General features: G+C 67.3%; 17 protein-coding genes. 4 read left to right on the forward strand and 13 right to left on the reverse strand.

All coding sequences use genetic code 11. The annotated features are described in order from the left end of the window. The first annotated feature begins 80 nt into the window (after positions 1–80). Positions 81–395 (forward strand): YkgJ family cysteine cluster protein, encoded by a 315-nt coding sequence (locus APT59_RS01265; RefSeq protein ID WP_059313196.1) that lies wholly within the window; start codon positions 81–83, stop codon positions 393–395. Between the two features lie 337 nt (positions 396–732). Here the strand turns inward: APT59_RS01265 and APT59_RS01270 are convergent, their stop codons facing one another. Beyond that, on the reverse strand, positions 733–1,137 hold the full coding sequence (locus APT59_RS01270; protein WP_059313197.1) for a YkgJ family cysteine cluster protein: 405 nt from the start codon (positions 1,135–1,137) through the stop codon (positions 733–735). Positions 1,138–1,140: 3 nt separating this feature from the next. Beyond that, positions 1,141–1,713: a xanthine phosphoribosyltransferase gene (locus APT59_RS01275; protein WP_059313198.1), complete on the reverse strand. Its 573-nt coding sequence runs from the start codon at positions 1,711–1,713 to the stop codon at positions 1,141–1,143. Positions 1,714–1,893: 180 nt separating this feature from the next. Between APT59_RS01275 and APT59_RS01280 the strand changes: the two genes are divergently transcribed. Beyond that, positions 1,894–3,951, forward strand: a complete 2,058-nt coding sequence (locus tag APT59_RS01280; protein WP_059313199.1) for a methyl-accepting chemotaxis protein — start codon at positions 1,894–1,896, stop codon at positions 3,949–3,951. Positions 3,952–4,003: 52 nt separating this feature from the next. On the opposite strand, the gene APT59_RS01285 is transcribed toward APT59_RS01280, so the two are convergent. The 11 genes from APT59_RS01285 to APT59_RS01335 form a co-directional block, all read right to left on the reverse strand. Further along, on the reverse strand, positions 4,004–4,270 hold the full coding sequence (locus APT59_RS01285; protein ID WP_059313200.1) for a hypothetical protein: 267 nt from the start codon (positions 4,268–4,270) through the stop codon (positions 4,004–4,006). An 89-nt stretch (positions 4,271–4,359) separates the two neighbouring features. After that, a complete protein-coding gene (locus tag APT59_RS01290) occupies positions 4,360–5,472 on the reverse strand; it encodes a curlin (RefSeq protein ID WP_059313201.1) in 1,113 nt (370 codons plus the stop codon). Positions 5,473–5,548: 76 nt separating this feature from the next. Next, positions 5,549–6,220, reverse strand: a complete 672-nt coding sequence (gene bioD / locus APT59_RS01295; protein ID WP_059313202.1) for a dethiobiotin synthase — start codon at positions 6,218–6,220, stop codon at positions 5,549–5,551. A gap of 5 nt (positions 6,221–6,225) precedes the next feature. Continuing rightward, on the reverse strand, positions 6,226–7,023 hold the full coding sequence (gene bioC / locus APT59_RS01300; RefSeq protein WP_059313203.1) for a malonyl-ACP O-methyltransferase BioC: 798 nt from the start codon (positions 7,021–7,023) through the stop codon (positions 6,226–6,228). Beyond that, positions 7,004–7,729 carry an alpha/beta fold hydrolase gene (locus APT59_RS01305; protein ID WP_059313204.1) on the reverse strand — a complete coding sequence of 242 codons (726 nt, stop codon included), beginning with the start codon at positions 7,727–7,729 and terminating at the stop codon, positions 7,004–7,006. Before APT59_RS01305 ends, bioC begins: the two co-directional genes overlap by 20 nt. A 7-nt stretch (positions 7,730–7,736) precedes the next feature. After that, entirely contained in the window at positions 7,737–8,912 is a 1,176-nt protein-coding gene (gene bioF, locus APT59_RS01310; protein ID WP_059313205.1) for an 8-amino-7-oxononanoate synthase, read from the reverse strand. A gap of 89 nt (positions 8,913–9,001) precedes the next feature. After that, on the reverse strand, positions 9,002–10,051 hold the full coding sequence (gene bioB / locus APT59_RS01315) for a biotin synthase BioB (RefSeq protein WP_059313206.1): 1,050 nt from the start codon (positions 10,049–10,051) through the stop codon (positions 9,002–9,004). Positions 10,052–10,794: 743 nt separating this feature from the next. Then, positions 10,795–12,345, reverse strand: a complete 1,551-nt coding sequence (locus tag APT59_RS01320; RefSeq protein ID WP_059313207.1) for a phospholipase D family protein — start codon at positions 12,343–12,345, stop codon at positions 10,795–10,797. Then, positions 12,342–13,622 (reverse strand): NAD(P)/FAD-dependent oxidoreductase, encoded by a 1,281-nt coding sequence (locus tag APT59_RS01325; protein ID WP_059313208.1) that lies wholly within the window; start codon positions 13,620–13,622, stop codon positions 12,342–12,344. The genes APT59_RS01320 and APT59_RS01325 overlap by 4 nt, the downstream gene beginning before the upstream one ends. 188 nt (positions 13,623–13,810) lie before the next feature. Next, complete coding sequence (locus tag APT59_RS01330; RefSeq protein ID WP_059313209.1) at positions 13,811–14,620, reverse strand: class I SAM-dependent methyltransferase; 810 nt, start codon at positions 14,618–14,620, stop codon at positions 13,811–13,813. A gap of 72 nt (positions 14,621–14,692) precedes the next feature. Beyond that, complete coding sequence (locus tag APT59_RS01335; protein ID WP_007159864.1) at positions 14,693–15,181, reverse strand: Lrp/AsnC ligand binding domain-containing protein; 489 nt, start codon at positions 15,179–15,181, stop codon at positions 14,693–14,695. Positions 15,182–15,338: 157 nt separating this feature from the next. Here APT59_RS01335 and dadA point away from each other — a divergent pair, with 157 nt between their 5' ends. Then, entirely contained in the window at positions 15,339–16,637 is a 1,299-nt protein-coding gene (dadA, locus tag APT59_RS01340; protein ID WP_059313210.1) for a D-amino acid dehydrogenase, read from the forward strand. Next, positions 16,612–16,968: a RidA family protein gene (locus tag APT59_RS01345; RefSeq protein WP_059313211.1), complete on the forward strand. Its 357-nt coding sequence runs from the start codon at positions 16,612–16,614 to the stop codon at positions 16,966–16,968. Before dadA ends, APT59_RS01345 begins: the two co-directional genes overlap by 26 nt. Positions 16,969–17,030: the final 62 nt, after the last annotated feature.

Genomic DNA, 17,030 nt, shown 5'->3' on the forward strand with positions numbered 1-17,030 from the left:
AACCATCGGGGACGCGCATGGTAACTGCTCCAGCCATCGGCCGGAAACCGCTGAGCGGTCGAGGGCGGTACACTGCACCCATGAGCGACATCCCCCTGCACGATCTTTCCACCCCTGCCGTGACCTGCGAGAGCTGTCAGGCCTGGTGCTGCCGCCAGGAAGTCCTGCTGTTCGACGATGCCGGCGTGCCCGCGCGCTTCATCGAGGAAGACTGGACCGGTACCCGCATGAGGCGTCTCGACGACGGCTGGTGCGCCGCCCTGGATCGCGAGCAGATGAACTGCAGCATCTATGAGGTAAGGCCCTGGGTCTGCCGGATCTTCGACATGGCCGGTCCCGAATGCCTGGAAGAACGTGCGGACATGAAGCGGGCGATGGAAAGCGGCGAGTTCTGAGGCATTCGCCTGAAAGGTGCACCGTCCGGGTGGTCCCATCGCGGCCATGGGCCGCTCCTACGGAGCCATCGACCGCTGTAGGAGCGGCCCATGGCCGCGAACAGCTACGTAGGGTGGCTAACGGCGCCAGCCTTGTCCACCTTGCAATGGCGCGGCCCTGTGGAAAACGCTGCGCGGTTTTCCAGGCTACAGGGGCGCTAGCGTCCTGTCGCGGCCTGGAACGCGATAGACCGTAGGTTGGGTTAAGACGGCTCTCTCGTCGAAGCCCAACGCGCGGGACCGAGCCCGCCCCGTTGGGCTTCGCTGGCGCTCAACCCAACCTACGCCGGCCCTTTGTCTAGCGCAGCTTCTGCGGCTTGTAGGCGCAATAGCCGGGTCGCGGGCCGACGCGCGGGTGGTTGCGGCAGGTGTCCGGGCGCTGGTCGTAGATGGTGCACAGCCGCGTCTTGGGATGCAGGTAGAGGCAGTCGTTGTTGGACAGCCGCACCAGGGTGAACAGCCCGGTCTTGGCGTTGAGGCGTTCGACGACGCCGTCCTTCTTGAGCCGCTTGGCGATGTCCTTGAGCGGCTCGCCCTTCTCGAATTCGTCCACTACGCCCATGCGGATCAGATCGGACAGGCGGGCTTCCACCGGCAGGGTGCAGCAACTGGACGCGCAGTCCAGGCACATGGCCTTGTCGTAGCGGATCCAGGTTTCGGTGCGATCGAGGTCGGCACCGAGAATGCGCAGTATCTGAGCCATGACTTACTCGGCGAAGGTGACCTGACCGTCGGCCAGGGAGGCGACGCGGGCCAGGGATTCGACGCGATAGCCCTGGGCGTCGAGTTCGGCGCGACCGACCTGGAAGGACTTCTCGATGACGATGCCGAGACCCATGACCTGGGCACCGGCCTGACCGATGATGGAGATCAGCGCCTTGGCCGCCTTACCGTTGGCGAGGAAGTCGTCAATGATAAGCACCCGGTCGTCGGACGACAGATGCATGGTCGAGACGGCTATGGTGCTCTCGGTCTGCTTGGTAAAGGAATAGACACTCGCGACCAGTAGATTGTCGGTAAGCGTCAGTGACTGATGCTTGCGCGCGAAGATCACCGGTACGCCCAGCTCCAGACCGGTCATCACCGCCGGGGCGATGCCCGAGGCTTCGATGGTCACGATCTTGGTGATGCCGGCATTGGCGAAGCGGCGGGCGAACTCCTGACCGATGTCCCGCATCAGCGCCGGGTCGATCTGGTGGTTGAGGAAGGCATCGACCTTGAGCACCTGCTCGGAGAGTACTTGGCCTTCGGTGCGAATCTTGGCTTTGAGGCGTTCCACGCGGACGATCCTTTAACGGCAACGCCCGGGCCTGAGTGCAGGACCGGGTCTGGGAATACGGGAGGGCGGCGATTGTGCCCTATCTTTCAAGAAAGTCGTTAGTTTGCCGACAAATCGCCTTATAGATACCCGCAACGGGTAGCGGCGTTTGCCAGCGGAAGGGCAGAGGAGCGGTCATCGATGGACGTTTTGTTGTCACCAGGGATTCGCGTGCTGAGCCGCTTCGGCTTCGCGCGCAAGTTTGCACTGCTCCTCGTGCTGTTCATTCTGCCACTCACGGTCAGCCTCTGGCTGCTCGGTGCGGATTTCCAGGCCAAGCTGGCGACGGTCAGTGGCGAACGCAGTGGTGTCCGGCTCTTGCAACGCCTGGATGTGCTGGAGGCCGAACTCAACGCCCAGCGCAACCTCACCGCACGCTGGAAGGCGATCGACACCGCTCGGCAGCCGACCCCGGCGGTGCAGGCCGCCATCGCCGCCTTGGAGGGCCGCAGTGACAGCGGGCGCGCGAGCCTCGCAGCGCTGCAGCAGCAACTGACGGCCGAGACCCTGGGCAGTGGCGTGCAGCAACGCTTCCAGGAGCTCCAGCAGGCCGTGGCCGGCCTTGACGTCAAGGATCTGCGCAACCTGGGCTGGTGGCCGGACGGCTACGACAGATTCACCGCGGCCCTGGGGGCCGTCCAGGCGTTGCGTGAGGAGATCGCCCTCGACAGCGGCCTGATCCTCGATCCCTGGCTGGAAACCTATCTGCTGATGCAGATCAGCACCACCCAGTCGGTCGAGCTGTACGAGCGACTCGGACGCCTGGCCAGTGTCGGTCAGGCCAGCGTGGTGTCCGGTCAGTTCAGCCTGCAGAGCCGACTGCAGTTGCGCGACCTGCGCGCGCGCGTTGGCGACTCCCACGAGAGCCTGACCAAGGTCGGCGCCCTGCTCAGCAGCAAGCTACCCGCCGACCTGGCCGGCTGGAAGGACGACTACCAAAAGGTCAACAGCCAGCTGGAGGCCAGCCTCAAGACCCTCGACCAGGGCATCTTCAGTGGCGAGATCACCCTCAAGCCGGAGCAGTTCGAAACCACCCTGGACGGCGTCCTGCAAGGGCTGCAGGCCTTCCGCCAGCAGACCCTCAAAAGTCTGGATCAGCGGCTGCAGTTCTATCGCGCCGATGCCGTCCACCGTTTCGGCTTCATCGTCGCCGGCTTCGGGCTGCTGCTGGTGGTGACCTGTTATCTGCTGCTGTGCATGCAGGCGGCCATCCGCGGCAGCGCGCGGGGCATCACTACCCTGGCCGAAGGCTTGCGTGACGGCGATCTGACCCGCACGGCCCAGGTGAACGGACGCGACGAGCTGGCGGAAATCGGGCGGGCACTGGACCTGGCCGTGGTGCAGCTGCGGGCCAGCCTGCAGACGGTCGATCGGGAGAGTCGCCAGGTGGGCATGGCGTCGGGTGAACTGGGACAGCAGGCCGAGGCGGCGCTGGGCGCGGTGGAAGCCCAGCGCCAGCAGATTACCCAGATCGCTACTGCGGCGACCGAGCTGGCGGCCACTGCCCAGGGCGTGGCCCGGAGTTGCGAAGAGGCCGCCGGGCGCGCCGAGCAGATGCGCGGCATCGCTCAGGTCAGCCAGCGCGATAGTCGCCAGACCACCGCCAGCATCCAGCGCCTCAATCAGCGGTTGGACGAGACCGCGGCGGCCATGGCCCAGGTCAACACCCAGGCCGGGGAGATCCAGCAGGTGGTGGACGTCATCCGTGGCATCGCCGAGCAGACCAATCTGCTGGCCCTCAACGCTGCCATCGAGGCGGCACGCGCCGGTGATCAGGGCCGAGGGTTCGCCGTGGTCGCCGACGAGGTACGTTCATTGTCGCAGCGCACCCAGGCCTCCACGGCACAGATCGCCGGCACCGTCGGCAGTCTGAGCAGCACCGTGGCCCAGGCCGTGTCGCTGATGCAGGAGGCCTGTGGTCAGGCGGCCAGCGACGCCCAGTCGGTCACCGGCCTGGGGCAGCGTCTGGAAGAGATCGCCGAATCAGTGCAGGGGGTGTCCGATACCCTGGTGCAGATCGCCACGGCGGCTGAACAGCAGGCGGTCACCGCCGATCAGGTCAGCGGCAATATCCAGCAGATCGATGGCGCCGCCGCCGAGCTGCTCGGCAATGCGCGCACGGTGCAGAGCACGGCGGTCGGCCTGGAGGCGGGCAGCCGCACCCTGGCGGCCAACACCACGCGTTTCCGCCTGGGCTAGAACGCAGAAGGGGCGCCGGTCAGGGCGCCCCTTCCACTCAAAGAACCGCTGATCAGGCCCGGGTATCGAGCAGCCGGCCCAGGATTTCCTGAGAGGCCTGCATGACCTTGGTACCGGCCAGCGCCTGGTACTTGCCGACATCCAGATTGACCAGTTGGCTCGCCATGTCAGCCTGGCTGTTGGTGGTCGCGCCCAGGGCTTGCTGCTCGTTGCGCGCGGTCTGGGAGGCGAGGGCGACACCGGCCTTTTCGACCGTGCGGCTGCCGTTCTGGTAGGCCTGCACCCCTGCGTAGAGGGTATTGCTTGAAGTCACGTTCATGGACAGCGTCCTCGACGGTGATGTCAAAGGGCTATTGAAGCAGCTTTGACGTCAAAGAACCAGCATGCCGTGTCACCGCTTGTGTCCTGCTACTGTTGAATCGTCGCCCGGTTGCCCTGACCGCTCTGGCTCAGGTTGACGGCGTTGCCAGCGCTCGCCTGGCTGACTGAGGCATATTGGCTAGCGCCCTGCTGGCTGGCGCTGACCTGGGCGTCGCTGCCCAGGCCTGCATGGAAGGAATGACCATCGCCCAGCTGCTCGATGCCGAGCTCGACGTTGTCGCCGATCCAGATCGCGCTGAACTCGTTGTCGTTGCCCTGGGAGACCAGGGTCAGACGGGAGTCGTCCCCGCCGATCAGGACGCCGGCGCTGTTGCGATTGCCCACTTGTTGCAGATCGAGGTGGTTGCCATCGCCCGTCAGGATCACCTGGGCGGCATTGTCGTCGCCAAGCTGGCGCGTGTTGACGGCCTGCGGTCTGTTTTCAAGGCCGTTCTGCTGCACCGCCGCGCTGTTGCGATTGCCGATCTGGATCAGCTGAACGTCTTGCTGCCGCGTGCCCTGGCGGGCCCCGGCCTGGTTGTCGTCACCGCGTTGCTCGACCACGGCCCGGTTGGCGTCGCCGCCCTGCAACAGGTCAACCTCGTTGCGCGCGCCCAGGGTCAGCACATCCTGCACATGATCATCGCCCACCTGCTTGAGTCGCGAGCGGCTACCGCTGTCGCGGCCGTCCTGAAACAGGCTCAGTTGATTGCGTGCGCCCTGCTGCTCGATGAGCATCCGCTGGTCGTAGCCACCCTGGCGCACCAGGGCTTCGTTCTGCAGACCGCTCTGGAGGATGTCCACCCCATCGCGCTGGCCGTGGCCCTGGTAGACATAGGCATGGCTCTGGCTGGCCTCGCGCTGGTCGATGACGATCTCGCGCGCGCCGCCGGCGGCCTGAGTGACATTGGTGAAGTTGCCGACACCGCCCTGCTCGACGCGGGTACGGTCGCCCTGGGAGTCGCGCTGGGTGAGATAGGCCTTGCTGGCGCGACCGGTCTGGACGACTTCCAGGCTGCCCTGGCGGCTATCGGGTTCCTGGGTGAGGAAGGCGCCGAGGCGCTCGCCGCGCTGATCCACGAGGGTCTGGTTGTCCAGCGCCCAGGCGGTGCTGGTCAGGCCAAGCAGGCCCAGGCAGGTCAGGAACGTGGAAGTGGGCACGGGGCGAATCCGGTAGCGGCAGACAGGGCAGTCTGCCGCCGGCCTGGCCCTGCGGCCATCGCCCGAAAGACTGATATCAGCCCGGCAGGCGCAGGTGCGCCGCGACCGCGGCGGGAGTGGCCGCAGCCAGGTGCGGCACCGTGCCCAGGCAGGGCGCCGGCAGGCGCTCGTGCAGGGTGGCGAGGTTGTCGTCCAGGCGCAGGGTGGCCGGGGCTACCAGATTGGCTACCCAGCCGGCCAGCGGCAGGCCGTCGGCGAGGATGGCCTCGGCGCTGAGCAGGGCGTGGTTGATGCAGCCCAGGCGCACCCCGACCACCAGGATCACCGGCAGGCCCAGTTCGCGGGCGAGGTCGGAGAGCGACTCGCGGCCGGCCAGGGGCACGCGCCAGCCACCGGCGCCTTCCACCAGGGTGAAGTCGGCCTGCAGCGCCAGGATCCGGCGCACCGGCGCGGCCAGGGCGGCGACGCTGAGGTCGATACCCGCCTCGCGGGCGGCCAGGTGCGGCGCGATGGCCGGTTCCAGGGCGATGGGATTGATGTCGGCATAGCCGAGCGGCAGCGAGGTCTCGCCCAGCAGCGCCAGGGCATCACCGTTGCGCAGGCCGTCGGCGGTGCGTTCGCAACCGGAGGCCACCGGCTTGACCCCGGCGGTGGCGAGGCCCTGCTGGCGGGCCCGATGCAGCAGGCCGGCGGCGATGGTGGTCTTGCCGATCTCGGTATCGGTGCCGGTGACGAAATAGGTGGGCATGGCGGTCATTCCTTGCGGAGCAGAACGTGGATTACCTGATAGGTGGCCGGCAGGCCGGCGGGCTGGCGCAGACTTTCATAGGCGCGAGTAAAGGCCGCCAGCCGCTGGCGCCCGGTGAGGCCCTGGGGGCGACCCTGGTTGAGGTTGTGGGCACCGATGGCCTTGAGGTGCTGGGTCAGGGCGCGCAGGTCAGGGAAGTGCAGGCGCTCGGGCTCGACGTCCAGCCCCAGCACCTGCAGGCCACTGGCTGCGGCGGCGTCGGCATAGGCCGCCTGGCGGCGGAAGCGATTGACGTGCACCTGGTCGTCCACCTGGGCCCAGCTCTGGCGCAATTCGTCGAGGGTGCCCTCGACCAGGCTGCTGAAGGCCAGTACACCGCCTGGCCGCAGGATGCGCCGCGCTTCGGCGAGCACGGCGGGCAGGTCCGGGCACCACTGCAGGGCCAGGCTGGACAGGATGAGGTCGCAGCAGTCCGCGCGCAGCGGCAGGCGCTCGGCGTCGGCGGTCAGGTAGTGGCGGGCGCCGGCACCTTGCTCGCGGGCGTGGCGGAGCATGCCGAGGGCCAGGTCCAGGGCCAGGCCTTCGGCGTGCGGATGGCGCCGGGCCAGGGCCCGGCTGCAATAGCCGGTGCCGCTGCCCAGGTCCAGCCAGCGTTGCGGGGCCTGGAGGGGCAGCCGACTGAGTAGGCGATCGGCGACCCGGCGTTGCAGGAGGGCGGCGCCGTCGTACTGCGCGGCGGCGCGGGAAAAGGACAGCGCCACCTGGCGCTTGTCGGGCAATACGTCAGCCATCTCGTCCTGCATAGATGAATTCACGGATACGGGTGGCCACCTCGTCCGGGCGCTCCAGCGGCAGGCCATGGCTGGCATGTTCCAGCACCTCGACCTGGGCGGTGGGCAGCTCGTCGCTCAAGGCCTGGGCGGCGGTAGCCGGGACCAGGGCGTCATGGGCACCGAACAGGTGCAGCTGGGGACCGCTGAAGGCCTGCAGGGCGGCGCGGGTGTCCAGGCGTGCGAGCAGCTCCAGACCGGCGATGACCGCCTCGGGATCGACCTCGGGCAGGGTTACCTGCAGCTGGCGGGCGAGGGTGCGGCTGTCGCGCGCGCCCTGGGCCACTAGCAGGGTGAAGCGCTTGAGGGTCAGCTCGGCGTCCAGCGAGCAGGCCTCGAAGAAATCGGTGAAGACGCTGCGCGCCAGGGCGGTCTGCCAGCCGGCGCGGGCGACGAAGCAGGGATTGCTGGCCAGGGTGATGAGGCCGTGCACGCCCTCGGGGCGGCGCAGGGTGAATTCGCTGGCGAGCATGCCGCCCAGCGACCAGCCACCCAGCCAGACGCCCTCGGCGATGCGGGCTTCCAGGTCGGTGAACCAGTCCTGGGTGTCGGCCAGGGTCGGCAGTGGCTCGATCAGAACGTCGAGAAAGGGTTCCTGCTCGACGAGTTCGTCACGCAGGGGCTCCAGCGGAGCGTTGCCCAGGCCCCAGCCGGGCAGCAAGATCAGGGTATCGCGCATTGGTCGGTCACTTATCCGCGTCGGGCGGTAATTCGGCCATGGCCTGGGCCAGAGCGTCGAGCAAGAGGTCCACGTGCGCTTCGCGATGGGCCGCCGTCAGGGTCACCCGCAGGCGGGCACTGCCGGCCGGTACGGTGGGCGGTCGGATGGCGGTGACCAGGATCCCGCGTCGGCGCAGGGCGGCGGAGAGTGCGAGGGCGCGCGCGCTGTCGCCGACCAGGATCGGCTGGATCGGCGTGGCGCTGAGCATAAGGTCCAGGCCGAGGGCCGTCGCGCCCCTGCGGAATCTCTGGATCAAAGTGTGCAGAAGCTCACGGCGCCAGCCCTCTTCGCGGACGAGCTGCAGGGCGGCCAGGGTGGCGCAGGCCACCGCCGGCGGCTGGCTGGTGGTGTAGATGTAGGGGCGGGCGAACTGGATCAGCGTCTCGATCAGTTCCTCGCTGCCGGCGACGAAGGCCCCGGCGGTGCCGCAGGCCTTGCCCAGGGTGCCGACCAGTACCGGGACCTGGCGCTGGTCCAGGCCGAAATGCTCGACGATGCCGCCGCCGGTGGCGCCCAGGGTGCCGATGCCATGGGCATCGTCCACCAGGGTCCAGGCGCCGTGGCGCTGGGCGACCTGGCAGAGCTCGGGCAGGGCAGCGAGGTCGCCGTCCATGCTGAAGACGCCGTCGGTGACCACCAGGGTGTCACCGGTGGTCTTGGCCAGGCGCGCGGCCAGGCTGGCGGGATCGTTGTGCAGGTAGCGGGCGAAGCGCGCGCCGCTGAGCAGGCCGGCGTCGAGCAGGGAGGCGTGGTTGAGGCGGTCTTCCAGCACGGTGTCACCACGGCCGACCAGGGCGGTGACCGCCGCCAGGTTGGCCATGTAGCCGGTGGAGAACAGCAGCGCGCGCGGCCGCCCGGTGAGGTCGGCCAGGGCCTCTTCGACCTGATGGTGCGGGCCGCTGTGGCCGATCACCAGGTGCGAGGCGCCTCCGCCCACCCCCCAGCGTTCGGCCCCGGCGCGCAGGGCGGCGATCACCTGGGGATGGTTGGCTAGGCCCAGGTAGTCGTTGCTGCAGAACGCCAGTAGGGCTTCGCCATCCACCACCACCTCGGGCCCCTGGGGCGCTTCCAGCAGGGGCCGGCGCCGATAGAGGTGCTCGGCGTGACGCTGAGCCAGGCGGGCGGCGAGGTCGAAGGCCATTGGGATTCTCGGCAGCGGTGGTTGCAGATTGTGCCCTCACCCCGGCCCTCTCCAGGGGGAGAGGGGGAGGAGCGGGGAGGGGCGCGGGATCAGGCGGTGGCGGCGTCGTAGAAGAGCTCGCTGTTGCGCTGCTCCACCAGGGCCTGCTCGATGGCGGCCCGGTGCACCTCGTCGGCATGCTCTTCGCGAGCTTCGGGCTGGATGCCGAGGCGGGCGAACAGCTGCATGTCCTTGTCGGCCTGGGGGTTGCCGGTGGTCAGCAGTTTCTCGCCGTAGAAGATGGAATTGGCGCCGGCCAGGAAGGCCAGGGACTGCATCTGCTCGTTCATCTGCTCGCGACCGGCGGAGAGGCGCACGTGGGACTTGGGCATGAGGATGCGTGCCACCGCCAGGGTGCGGATGAAGTCGAAGGGATCGACGTCCTTTTCCTCGGCCAGCGGGGTGCCCTGGACCTTGACCAGCATGTTGATCGGCACCGACTCGGGGTGCTCGGGCAGGTTGGCCAACTGGATCAAGAGGCCGGCGCGGTCATCCACCGATTCGCCCATGCCGAGGATGCCGCCGGAGCAGATCTTCATCCCGGCTTCGCGGACGTAGGCCAGGGTCTGCAGGCGCTCGCCGTAGGTGCGGGTGGTGATGATGTTGCCGTAGAACTCCGGCGAGGTGTCCAGGTTGTGGTTGTAGTAGTCCAGGCCGGCGTCGGCCAGGGCACGGGTCTGCTCCTGGTCGAGGCGGCCCAGGGTCATGCAGGTCTCCAGGCCCAGGGCCTTCACACCCTGCACCATCTGCAGGACATAGGGCATGTCCTTGGCGGAGGGGTGCTTCCAGGCGGCGCCCATGCAGAAGCGCGTCGAGCCGATGGCCTTGGCCTCGGCGGCCGCCTCCAGCACCTTCTGCACCTCCATCAGCTTTTCCTTTTCCAGGCCGGTGTTGTAGTGGCCGGACTGGGGGCAGTACTTGCAGTCTTCCGGGCAGGCGCCGGTCTTGATCGACAGCAGGGTGGAGACCTGCACGCGATTGGGATCGAAGTGCTGGCGATGCACGCCCTGGGCCTGGAACAGCAGGTCGTTGAAGGGCTGCTGGAACAGGGCGCGGACTTCGGCGAGAGTCCAGTCGTGACGCAGGGCGGTAGCGCTCATGGGAGATCCTCGATGCATTGAAACGGCCGGGTGCCGAAGCGGGGCCTTTGAATGCGGTCGACCTTAGCCGAAGTGTAGGTCGACTACTGTTCATAAAAAGACCAATTTCCGGATTTTTTGCAGGGAGATTGACCAAGTCGTAGGTTGGGTTGAGCGCGAGCGAAACCCAACAGGGTTGGCACGGTACCTGTTGTTGGGCTTCGACGATGGAGCTGTCTCAGCCCAACCTACGGGCGTCCAGCCGTTCAGCCGTTGGCTCGCGTAGGTTGGGTTGAGCGCGAGCGAAGCCCAACAGGGTTGGCACGGTGCCTGTTGTTGGGCTCCGACGATGGAGCTGTCTCAGCCCAACCTACGGGCGTCCAGCCGTTGGCTCGCGTAGGTTGGGTTGAGCGCCAGCGAAGCCCAACAGGGTTGGTACGGTGCAGGTTGTTGGGCGTCGACGATGGAGCTGTCTCAGCCCAACCTACGGGCGTCCAGCCGTTGGCTCGCGTAGGTTGGGTTGAGCGCCAGCGAAGCCCAACAGGGTTGGCACGGTGCCTGTTGTTGGGCTTCGACGATGGAGCTGTCTCAGCCCAACCTACGGGCGTCCAGCCGTTGGCTCGCGTAGGTTGGGTTGAGCGCCAGCGAAGCCCAACAGGGTTGGTACGGTGCGGGTTGTTGGGCGTCGACGATAAAGCTGTCTCAACCCAACCTACGATCTAACCCCCTCTCCCTCTGGGAGAGGGTTGGGGTGAGGGCGAAGCCTAGAGCATCCGCTCCAGCCCCACCGCCTTGACCACCCAGGCGTTGAAGCGGCGCCAGCCACTGCCGGGTTCGTGGTGCAGCACCCGGGGCTCGCCATTGCGCTCGCTGACCCACTCCAGCCGCACCTGCCCCCGATCCTCGACACGCTTGACCGCGTAGGAGACGCTGGGGTCCATGCCCTGCAGCATCAGCTGCCGCAGGCGACCGGTGAGGGCCGGGCTGTCCACCAGCACCCCGACCTCGGTGTTCCACAGCACCGAGCGCGGATCGAAGTTGAAGGAGCCGATGAAGGACCAGCGCCCGTCGATGGCCATGGCCTTGCTGTGCAGGCTGGATTCGGATTCGCCGAAGCTGTAGGGCAGGGCGGAGCGCTTCTGGTCCGGACGGGCGCGCAGCTCGAAGAGCTTGACGCCCTGGGCCAGCAGGGCCGCGCGATAGGGCGCGTAGCCGGCATGCACGGCGGGCACGTCGGTGGCTTCCAGGGCGTTGGTCAGCACCCGCACGTCCACGCCACGGGCGGCCAGGCCTCCCAGGTAGGCGACCCCCTGATTCATGGGCACGAAGTAGGAGGAGACCAGCAGCAGCTCGTGCTGGGCGCCATCCAGGATCGGTTGCAGCTGGCGGGTCAGCAGCAGCTGCCAGTCCGGCTCGTCGTCGGCCAGCACCTTGCGCGGCGCATCCCAGAACGCCTGGGCGTGGGCCCAGGTCAGCTCCTGCAGCCAGCCGTCGAGTTGCGGGGCGGTGGCGTAGCGACGCAGGCGGTTGTACAGCGCCAGGTCGCGGGTACGCTCGCTGTCGAGATAGTGGTGCAGCCGCGCGCGCAGCCGCACCAGGGCGGAGGACGAGGGAGCGAACCAGCGTAGCCGCCGGGCCGGCTGGCTCAGGGGGCTGTTCCAGTATTGGTCGAAGCTGGTACCCAGTTGCCGCGCCACCGGGCCAGCGGCGAGCAGGTCGAGATCGGTGAAGTTCATCTCCGGGCGGGCATCGAAGTACTCGTCGCCCAGGTTGCGGCCGCCCACGATGGCTACGCTGTCGTCGGCCAGCCACAGCTTGTTGTGCATGCGCCGATGCTGGTGGTTGAGATCCACCAGGCGGCCCAGGGCCCGGGTCGGGCCGGTGCTGCGGCCCAGGTGCAGCGGATTGAAGACGCGGATCTGCACGTTGGGGTGGGCGGCCAGCACGGCGATCTGGTAGTCGTTGCCGTCGCTGCTGGTGTCATCGATGAGAAAGCGGATGCGCACGCCGCGATCCGCCGCCTTGAGCAGTTCGTTGACCAGCAGCCGCGTGGTCAGACCGTCGTGGACGATGTAGTACTGGATGTCCAGGCTGCGTTGGGCCTTGCGGATCAGCTCGGCGCGGGCAGTGAAGGCATCGGTGCTGGTTTCCAGCAGGCGCAGGCCCGACAGGCCGGGATGGGCGGCGCCGGCCGCGCGTACCTGGCTGTCCAGGGCGGTGTCGGCGACCGGCAACACCTGGGAGGCCTGGCGCGGGATCGGTGTGGCGCAGCCGGCCAACAGCGCCAGCAGCAGCGGAACGACCAGGCGGATCACAGGCTGTCCTTGAGGCGATACCAGAGCATGCCCAGGGCCAGCAGCGGCGAGCGCAGGTGGCGACCGCCGGGGAAGCGCGCATGGGGCACCTGAGCGAAGAGGTCGAAACCGGCCGATTGAGCCAGGATCGCCTCGGCCAGCAGATGGCCGGCCAGGTGGGTGGCATTGACCCCATGGCCGGCATAGGCCTGGGCGTGGAAGACGTTGGGATGCTCGCGCAGCCGACCGATCTGCGGCAGGCGATTGGCGCCGATGCCGATCATGCCGCCCCAGGCGTAGTCCACCCGGACGTCCGCGAGTTCGGGGAAGACCTCCAGCATCTTCGGCCTCATGTAGCCGGCGATGTCCTTGGGATCGCGTCCGGAATAGTGGCAGGCACCGCCGAACAGCAGGCGGCGGTCGGCGGAGAGACGGAAGTAATCCACCGCCACGTTCTGGTCACAGACCGCCCGGTTGCCTGGCAGCAGGCGCGCGGCGCGTTCGGCCGAGAGCGGTTCGGTGGCGATCACGTAGCTGCCGGCCGGCAGGACCTGGGCGGCAAGGTCAGGCTGCAGCTCATTGATGTAGGCGTTGCAGCAGAGCACCAGGGTGTCGGCGGAAACTCGGCCGCGGGCGGTATGCACCCGCACCTTGGAGCCGTATTCCAGGCGGGTGACCTGGCTGTCCTCGAAGAGCTGCACGCCCAGGGCCTGGGCCGCGGCAGCCTCGCCCAGGGCCAGGTTGAGCGGATGCAGGTGGCCGGAACCTTCGTCCACCAGGGCGCCTTCGTAGCGCTGGGAGCCGACCACCTCGGCCAGCTGGGACTTGGGCACCAGGCGCAGTGGATGGGGATAGCCCAGGGCCTGGAGCGCGGCCTGTTCCTCCTGCAGGTGCTGCCAGTGACGCGGCTTGTTGGCCAGGTCGGCGAAGCCCCAGGTGAGATCGCACTGGATGTCGTGGCGGGCGATACGCTGGCGGACCAGATCCACCGCCTCGAAGCCCAGGCGCTTGAGTTCGCGTACCCCCTCGGCGCCTATGACCGATTCGAACTGCTCGACGTCGTGGCCGACGCCGCGGATCAGCTGACCGCCATTGCGTCCGCTGGCACCCCAGCCGATACGCCGGGCCTCCAGCAGCACCACCCGCGCGCCGCGCTCGGCCAGTTCCAGGGCGGTGTTGAGCCCGGAGAAGCCACCGCCCACCACGCAGACATCGGCCTGGATCTCACCCTCCAGGGGCGGAAAACTCAGTGTCTGGTTGGCGGTGGCGGCGTAGTAGGAGGGCGCGTGGGGCTGCATAGGCGGCGTCTGATTTTGCGGGTGAAAGGGACAAGAGCCTGTTCAACGTCTTGCGAGCTAGAGCCAGGCAAGGAGAACAGACTCGAGGAAGCGGATCGGACTGCGCTCGAGTTTACACAGAGTAAATGAGCATTCCGAACGTCTGTTCGACGCGGTTTGGCCGACGCGCAGCTGACTTTGAATAGGTTCTAAGCCGTCGGCCGTTGTGCCACCAGGGTAAAGCTCATCGGCAACTGGGCGGCCTGGCCCTGATAGCGGTCGTAGTCGACCTCGCGATTGGAGTGTGGATGCTCCTCCAGCCGTTGCAGGATCAGGCCTGCGTCCAGGCAGGCGGTCACGATGGCGCCCAGGGTGTGGATATGCCAGTAACTCGCTGCGCCCTGCCCATGGGATTCGCCGTCATAGGCGATGAGCGCCTCGCTGACCAGGGGCTCACGGCGGAAGTAGCTGTAGTGGGGCAGCAGCGGCTGGTCCGCGTGGGGCTCGAACATCTCCAGGAACGGATGGGTCTCGTAGATCACCAGGCGCCCACCCGGGGCCAGCAGACCGGTCACGGCGGCGAAGAAGGCGGGCAGGTCCGGCATCCAGTTCAGCACGCCGATGGTGATCAGCACCAGGTCATGCTGGCCGAGATCCTCGGGCAGCGCATAGATGTCGGCTGCTACCAATCGGGGCGCCAGGCCTGCCGCCGCGGCCAGTTGCTCGCCTTGGGCGAGGAAGGCGGGTGCCTGGTCGATGCCCAGCGCGGGTCGTGCGCCGAAGGCGGCCAGGGAGAGCAGTTCGCGGGCGTTGTTGCAGCCGACCTGGGCGCAGCTCAGGCCACGGATGTCGAGATCGACGAGAGTGGCGGTCAGGCAGGCATCGAGGACCGAGAAACCGGGTTGCCGGGCCTGTTCCAGCAGGCGCTGCCAGTCCTCACCCTGGGCGTGGAGCGAGGCCGACACCTCCCAGGCCTGGCGATTGGCGGCGGTGATGAGCTGACGCTGACGTGGATCCATGGGCAGGCCTCCTTGGCCATCCTGCGAAAGACCGCAGCCTAGACGCCCAGCGCCGGGATCGCCAGGCGAGCGCTAGTCCGGCACCGGCAGGCTCAGGGTCTCCTTGATCTCTTCCATGACAATGTAGCTCTTGGATTCGCGCACATGGGGCAGCTTGAGCAGGATGTCACCCAGCAGCTTGCGATAGGAGGCCATCTCCGAGATGCGTGCCTTGACCAGGTAGTCGAATTCGCCGGAGACCAGGTGGCATTCCAGCACCTGGGGCAGCTTGAGCACGGCGCGGCGGAATTCCTCGAAGGTGTCACCGGACTTGTAGTCCAGGCTCAGTTCGACGAACACCAGCAGGCCGGCCTTGAGATGCTGCGGATTCAGGCGGGCGTTGTAGCCCTGGATGATGCCTTCGCGCTCCAGGCGGCGGACGCGTTCGGTGCAGGGCGTGGTGGACAGCCCCACGCGCTCGCCCAGCTCGGTGAAGGAGATGCGGCCATCGTCCTGGAGGATGCGCAGGATGTTGCGGTCGATCTTGTCCAGCTCGCGTCTGGCCTGGTGATGAGTACGCATCGCGGGGGTCTCTGCCAAAGGGGGCTTTACCGGAAAATTACTCCGAATATAGGCAATTCTTCAGTGATTAGCACTGCAAGCGCCTTTCTATACTTGCCGTATATGCCTTCATTCCGACGAAAGCCGGCGAAATCCTCTCGCCGGCCAGGAGCTAGCGATGCGTGTACTGGTTTTGGGTAGCGGCGTCATTGGTACGACCAGCGCCTACTATCTGGCCCGCCAGGGTTTCGAGGTGGTCGTGGTCGATCGCCAGGCCGGTCCCGCCCTGGAGACCAGCCATGCCAATGCCGGTCAGGTGTCCCCTGGCTATGCCTCGCCCTGGGCCGCGCCCGGCGTGCCGCTCAAGGCATTGAAGTGGCTGTTCCAGAAGCATGCGCCCCTGGCCATCCGCCTGACAGGTGACAGCAACCAATACCTGTGGATGGCGCAGATGCTGCGCAACTGCACGGCTGCGCGCTATGCGGTGAACAAGGAGCGCATGGTGCGGCTGTCCGAATACAGCCGCGATTGCCTCGACGAGTTGCGTGAGGACACTGGCATCGCCTACGAAGGCCGCCAGCTGGGCACCACCCAGATCTTCCGCACCCAGCAGCAGGTGGATGCCGCGGCCAAGGACATCGCCGTGCTGGAGCGTTCCGGCGTGCCCTTCGAACTGCTCGACCGTGATGGCGTGGCCCGGGTCGAACCGGCGCTGGCGGCGGTCAAGCACAAGCTGGCTGGTGGCCTGCGCCTGCCCAACGACCAGACCGGCGACTGCTTCCTGTTCACCAATCGCCTGGCCGCGGAGGCCCGCCGCCTGGGTGTGGAATTCCGCTTCGGCGCGGAGATCCAGCAGCTCAGCGCCAACGGCGATCACCTCGACGGCGTCCGCGTCGACGGCGAACTGCTCACCGCCGATTACTACGTCCTGGCCCTGGGCAGCTATTCGCCGCAACTGCTGGCGCCCCTCGGGATTCGCGCCCCGGTCTATCCGCTCAAGGGCTATTCGCTGACGGTGCCCATCGTCGATGCCAGCATGGCGCCGACCTCGACCATCCTCGACGAAACCTACAAGGTCGCCATCACCCGCTTCGACGACCGTATCCGTGTCGGTGGTATGGCCGAGATCTGCGGCTTCGACCTGAACCTGGATCGGCGTCGCCGCGCGACCCTGGAAATGATCACCGGGGACCTCTATCCTCGCGGCGGCGACCTCGCCCAGGCCAGTTTCTGGACCGGTCTGCGACCCGCCACCCCGGACGGGACCCCCATCGTCGGCGCCACCCGCTATCGCAACCTGTTCCTCAACACCGGACACGGGACGCTGGGCTGGACCATGGCCTGTGGCTCCGGCCGGCTGCTGGCCGACCTGATCGCCCGCAAGCAGCCACAGATCAGTGCCGAGGGTCTCGATATCTCCCGCTATTCCGCCACCCAGGAGTCTCCGCGCAATGCCCGTACAGCGTCTGCACACTGATCGCCGCCTGAGCGAAATCAACATCCATAACGGCACCGTTTACCTGGCCGGCCAGCTAGCCGACGATTTTTCCGGCGATATCTACCAGCAGACCCGCGAAACCCTGGCCAACGTCGACAAGTTTCTCGCCGAGGCCGGCAGCGACAAGGAACACATCCTGGTGGTGACCATCTTCCTGCGCGACATCGCCCTGCACTTCGAGGGCATGAACCGCGCCTGGGACGAGTGGGCCGCCCAGGGCGCCACTCCGGGTCGCACCACCGTCGAAGCCAAGCTGGCCAAGCCGGACATCCTGGTGGAGATGAACGTCATCGCCGCCGTCAAGGCGTAAGACCGCCATTCTCCCTCTCCCTCTGGGAGAGGGCCGGGGTGAGGATGTTTCACGCCCCCCAA

The sequence above is a fragment of the Pseudomonas oryzihabitans genome, from assembly GCF_001518815.1.
Lineage (GTDB): Bacteria > Pseudomonadota > Gammaproteobacteria > Pseudomonadales > Pseudomonadaceae > Chryseomonas > Chryseomonas oryzihabitans_E.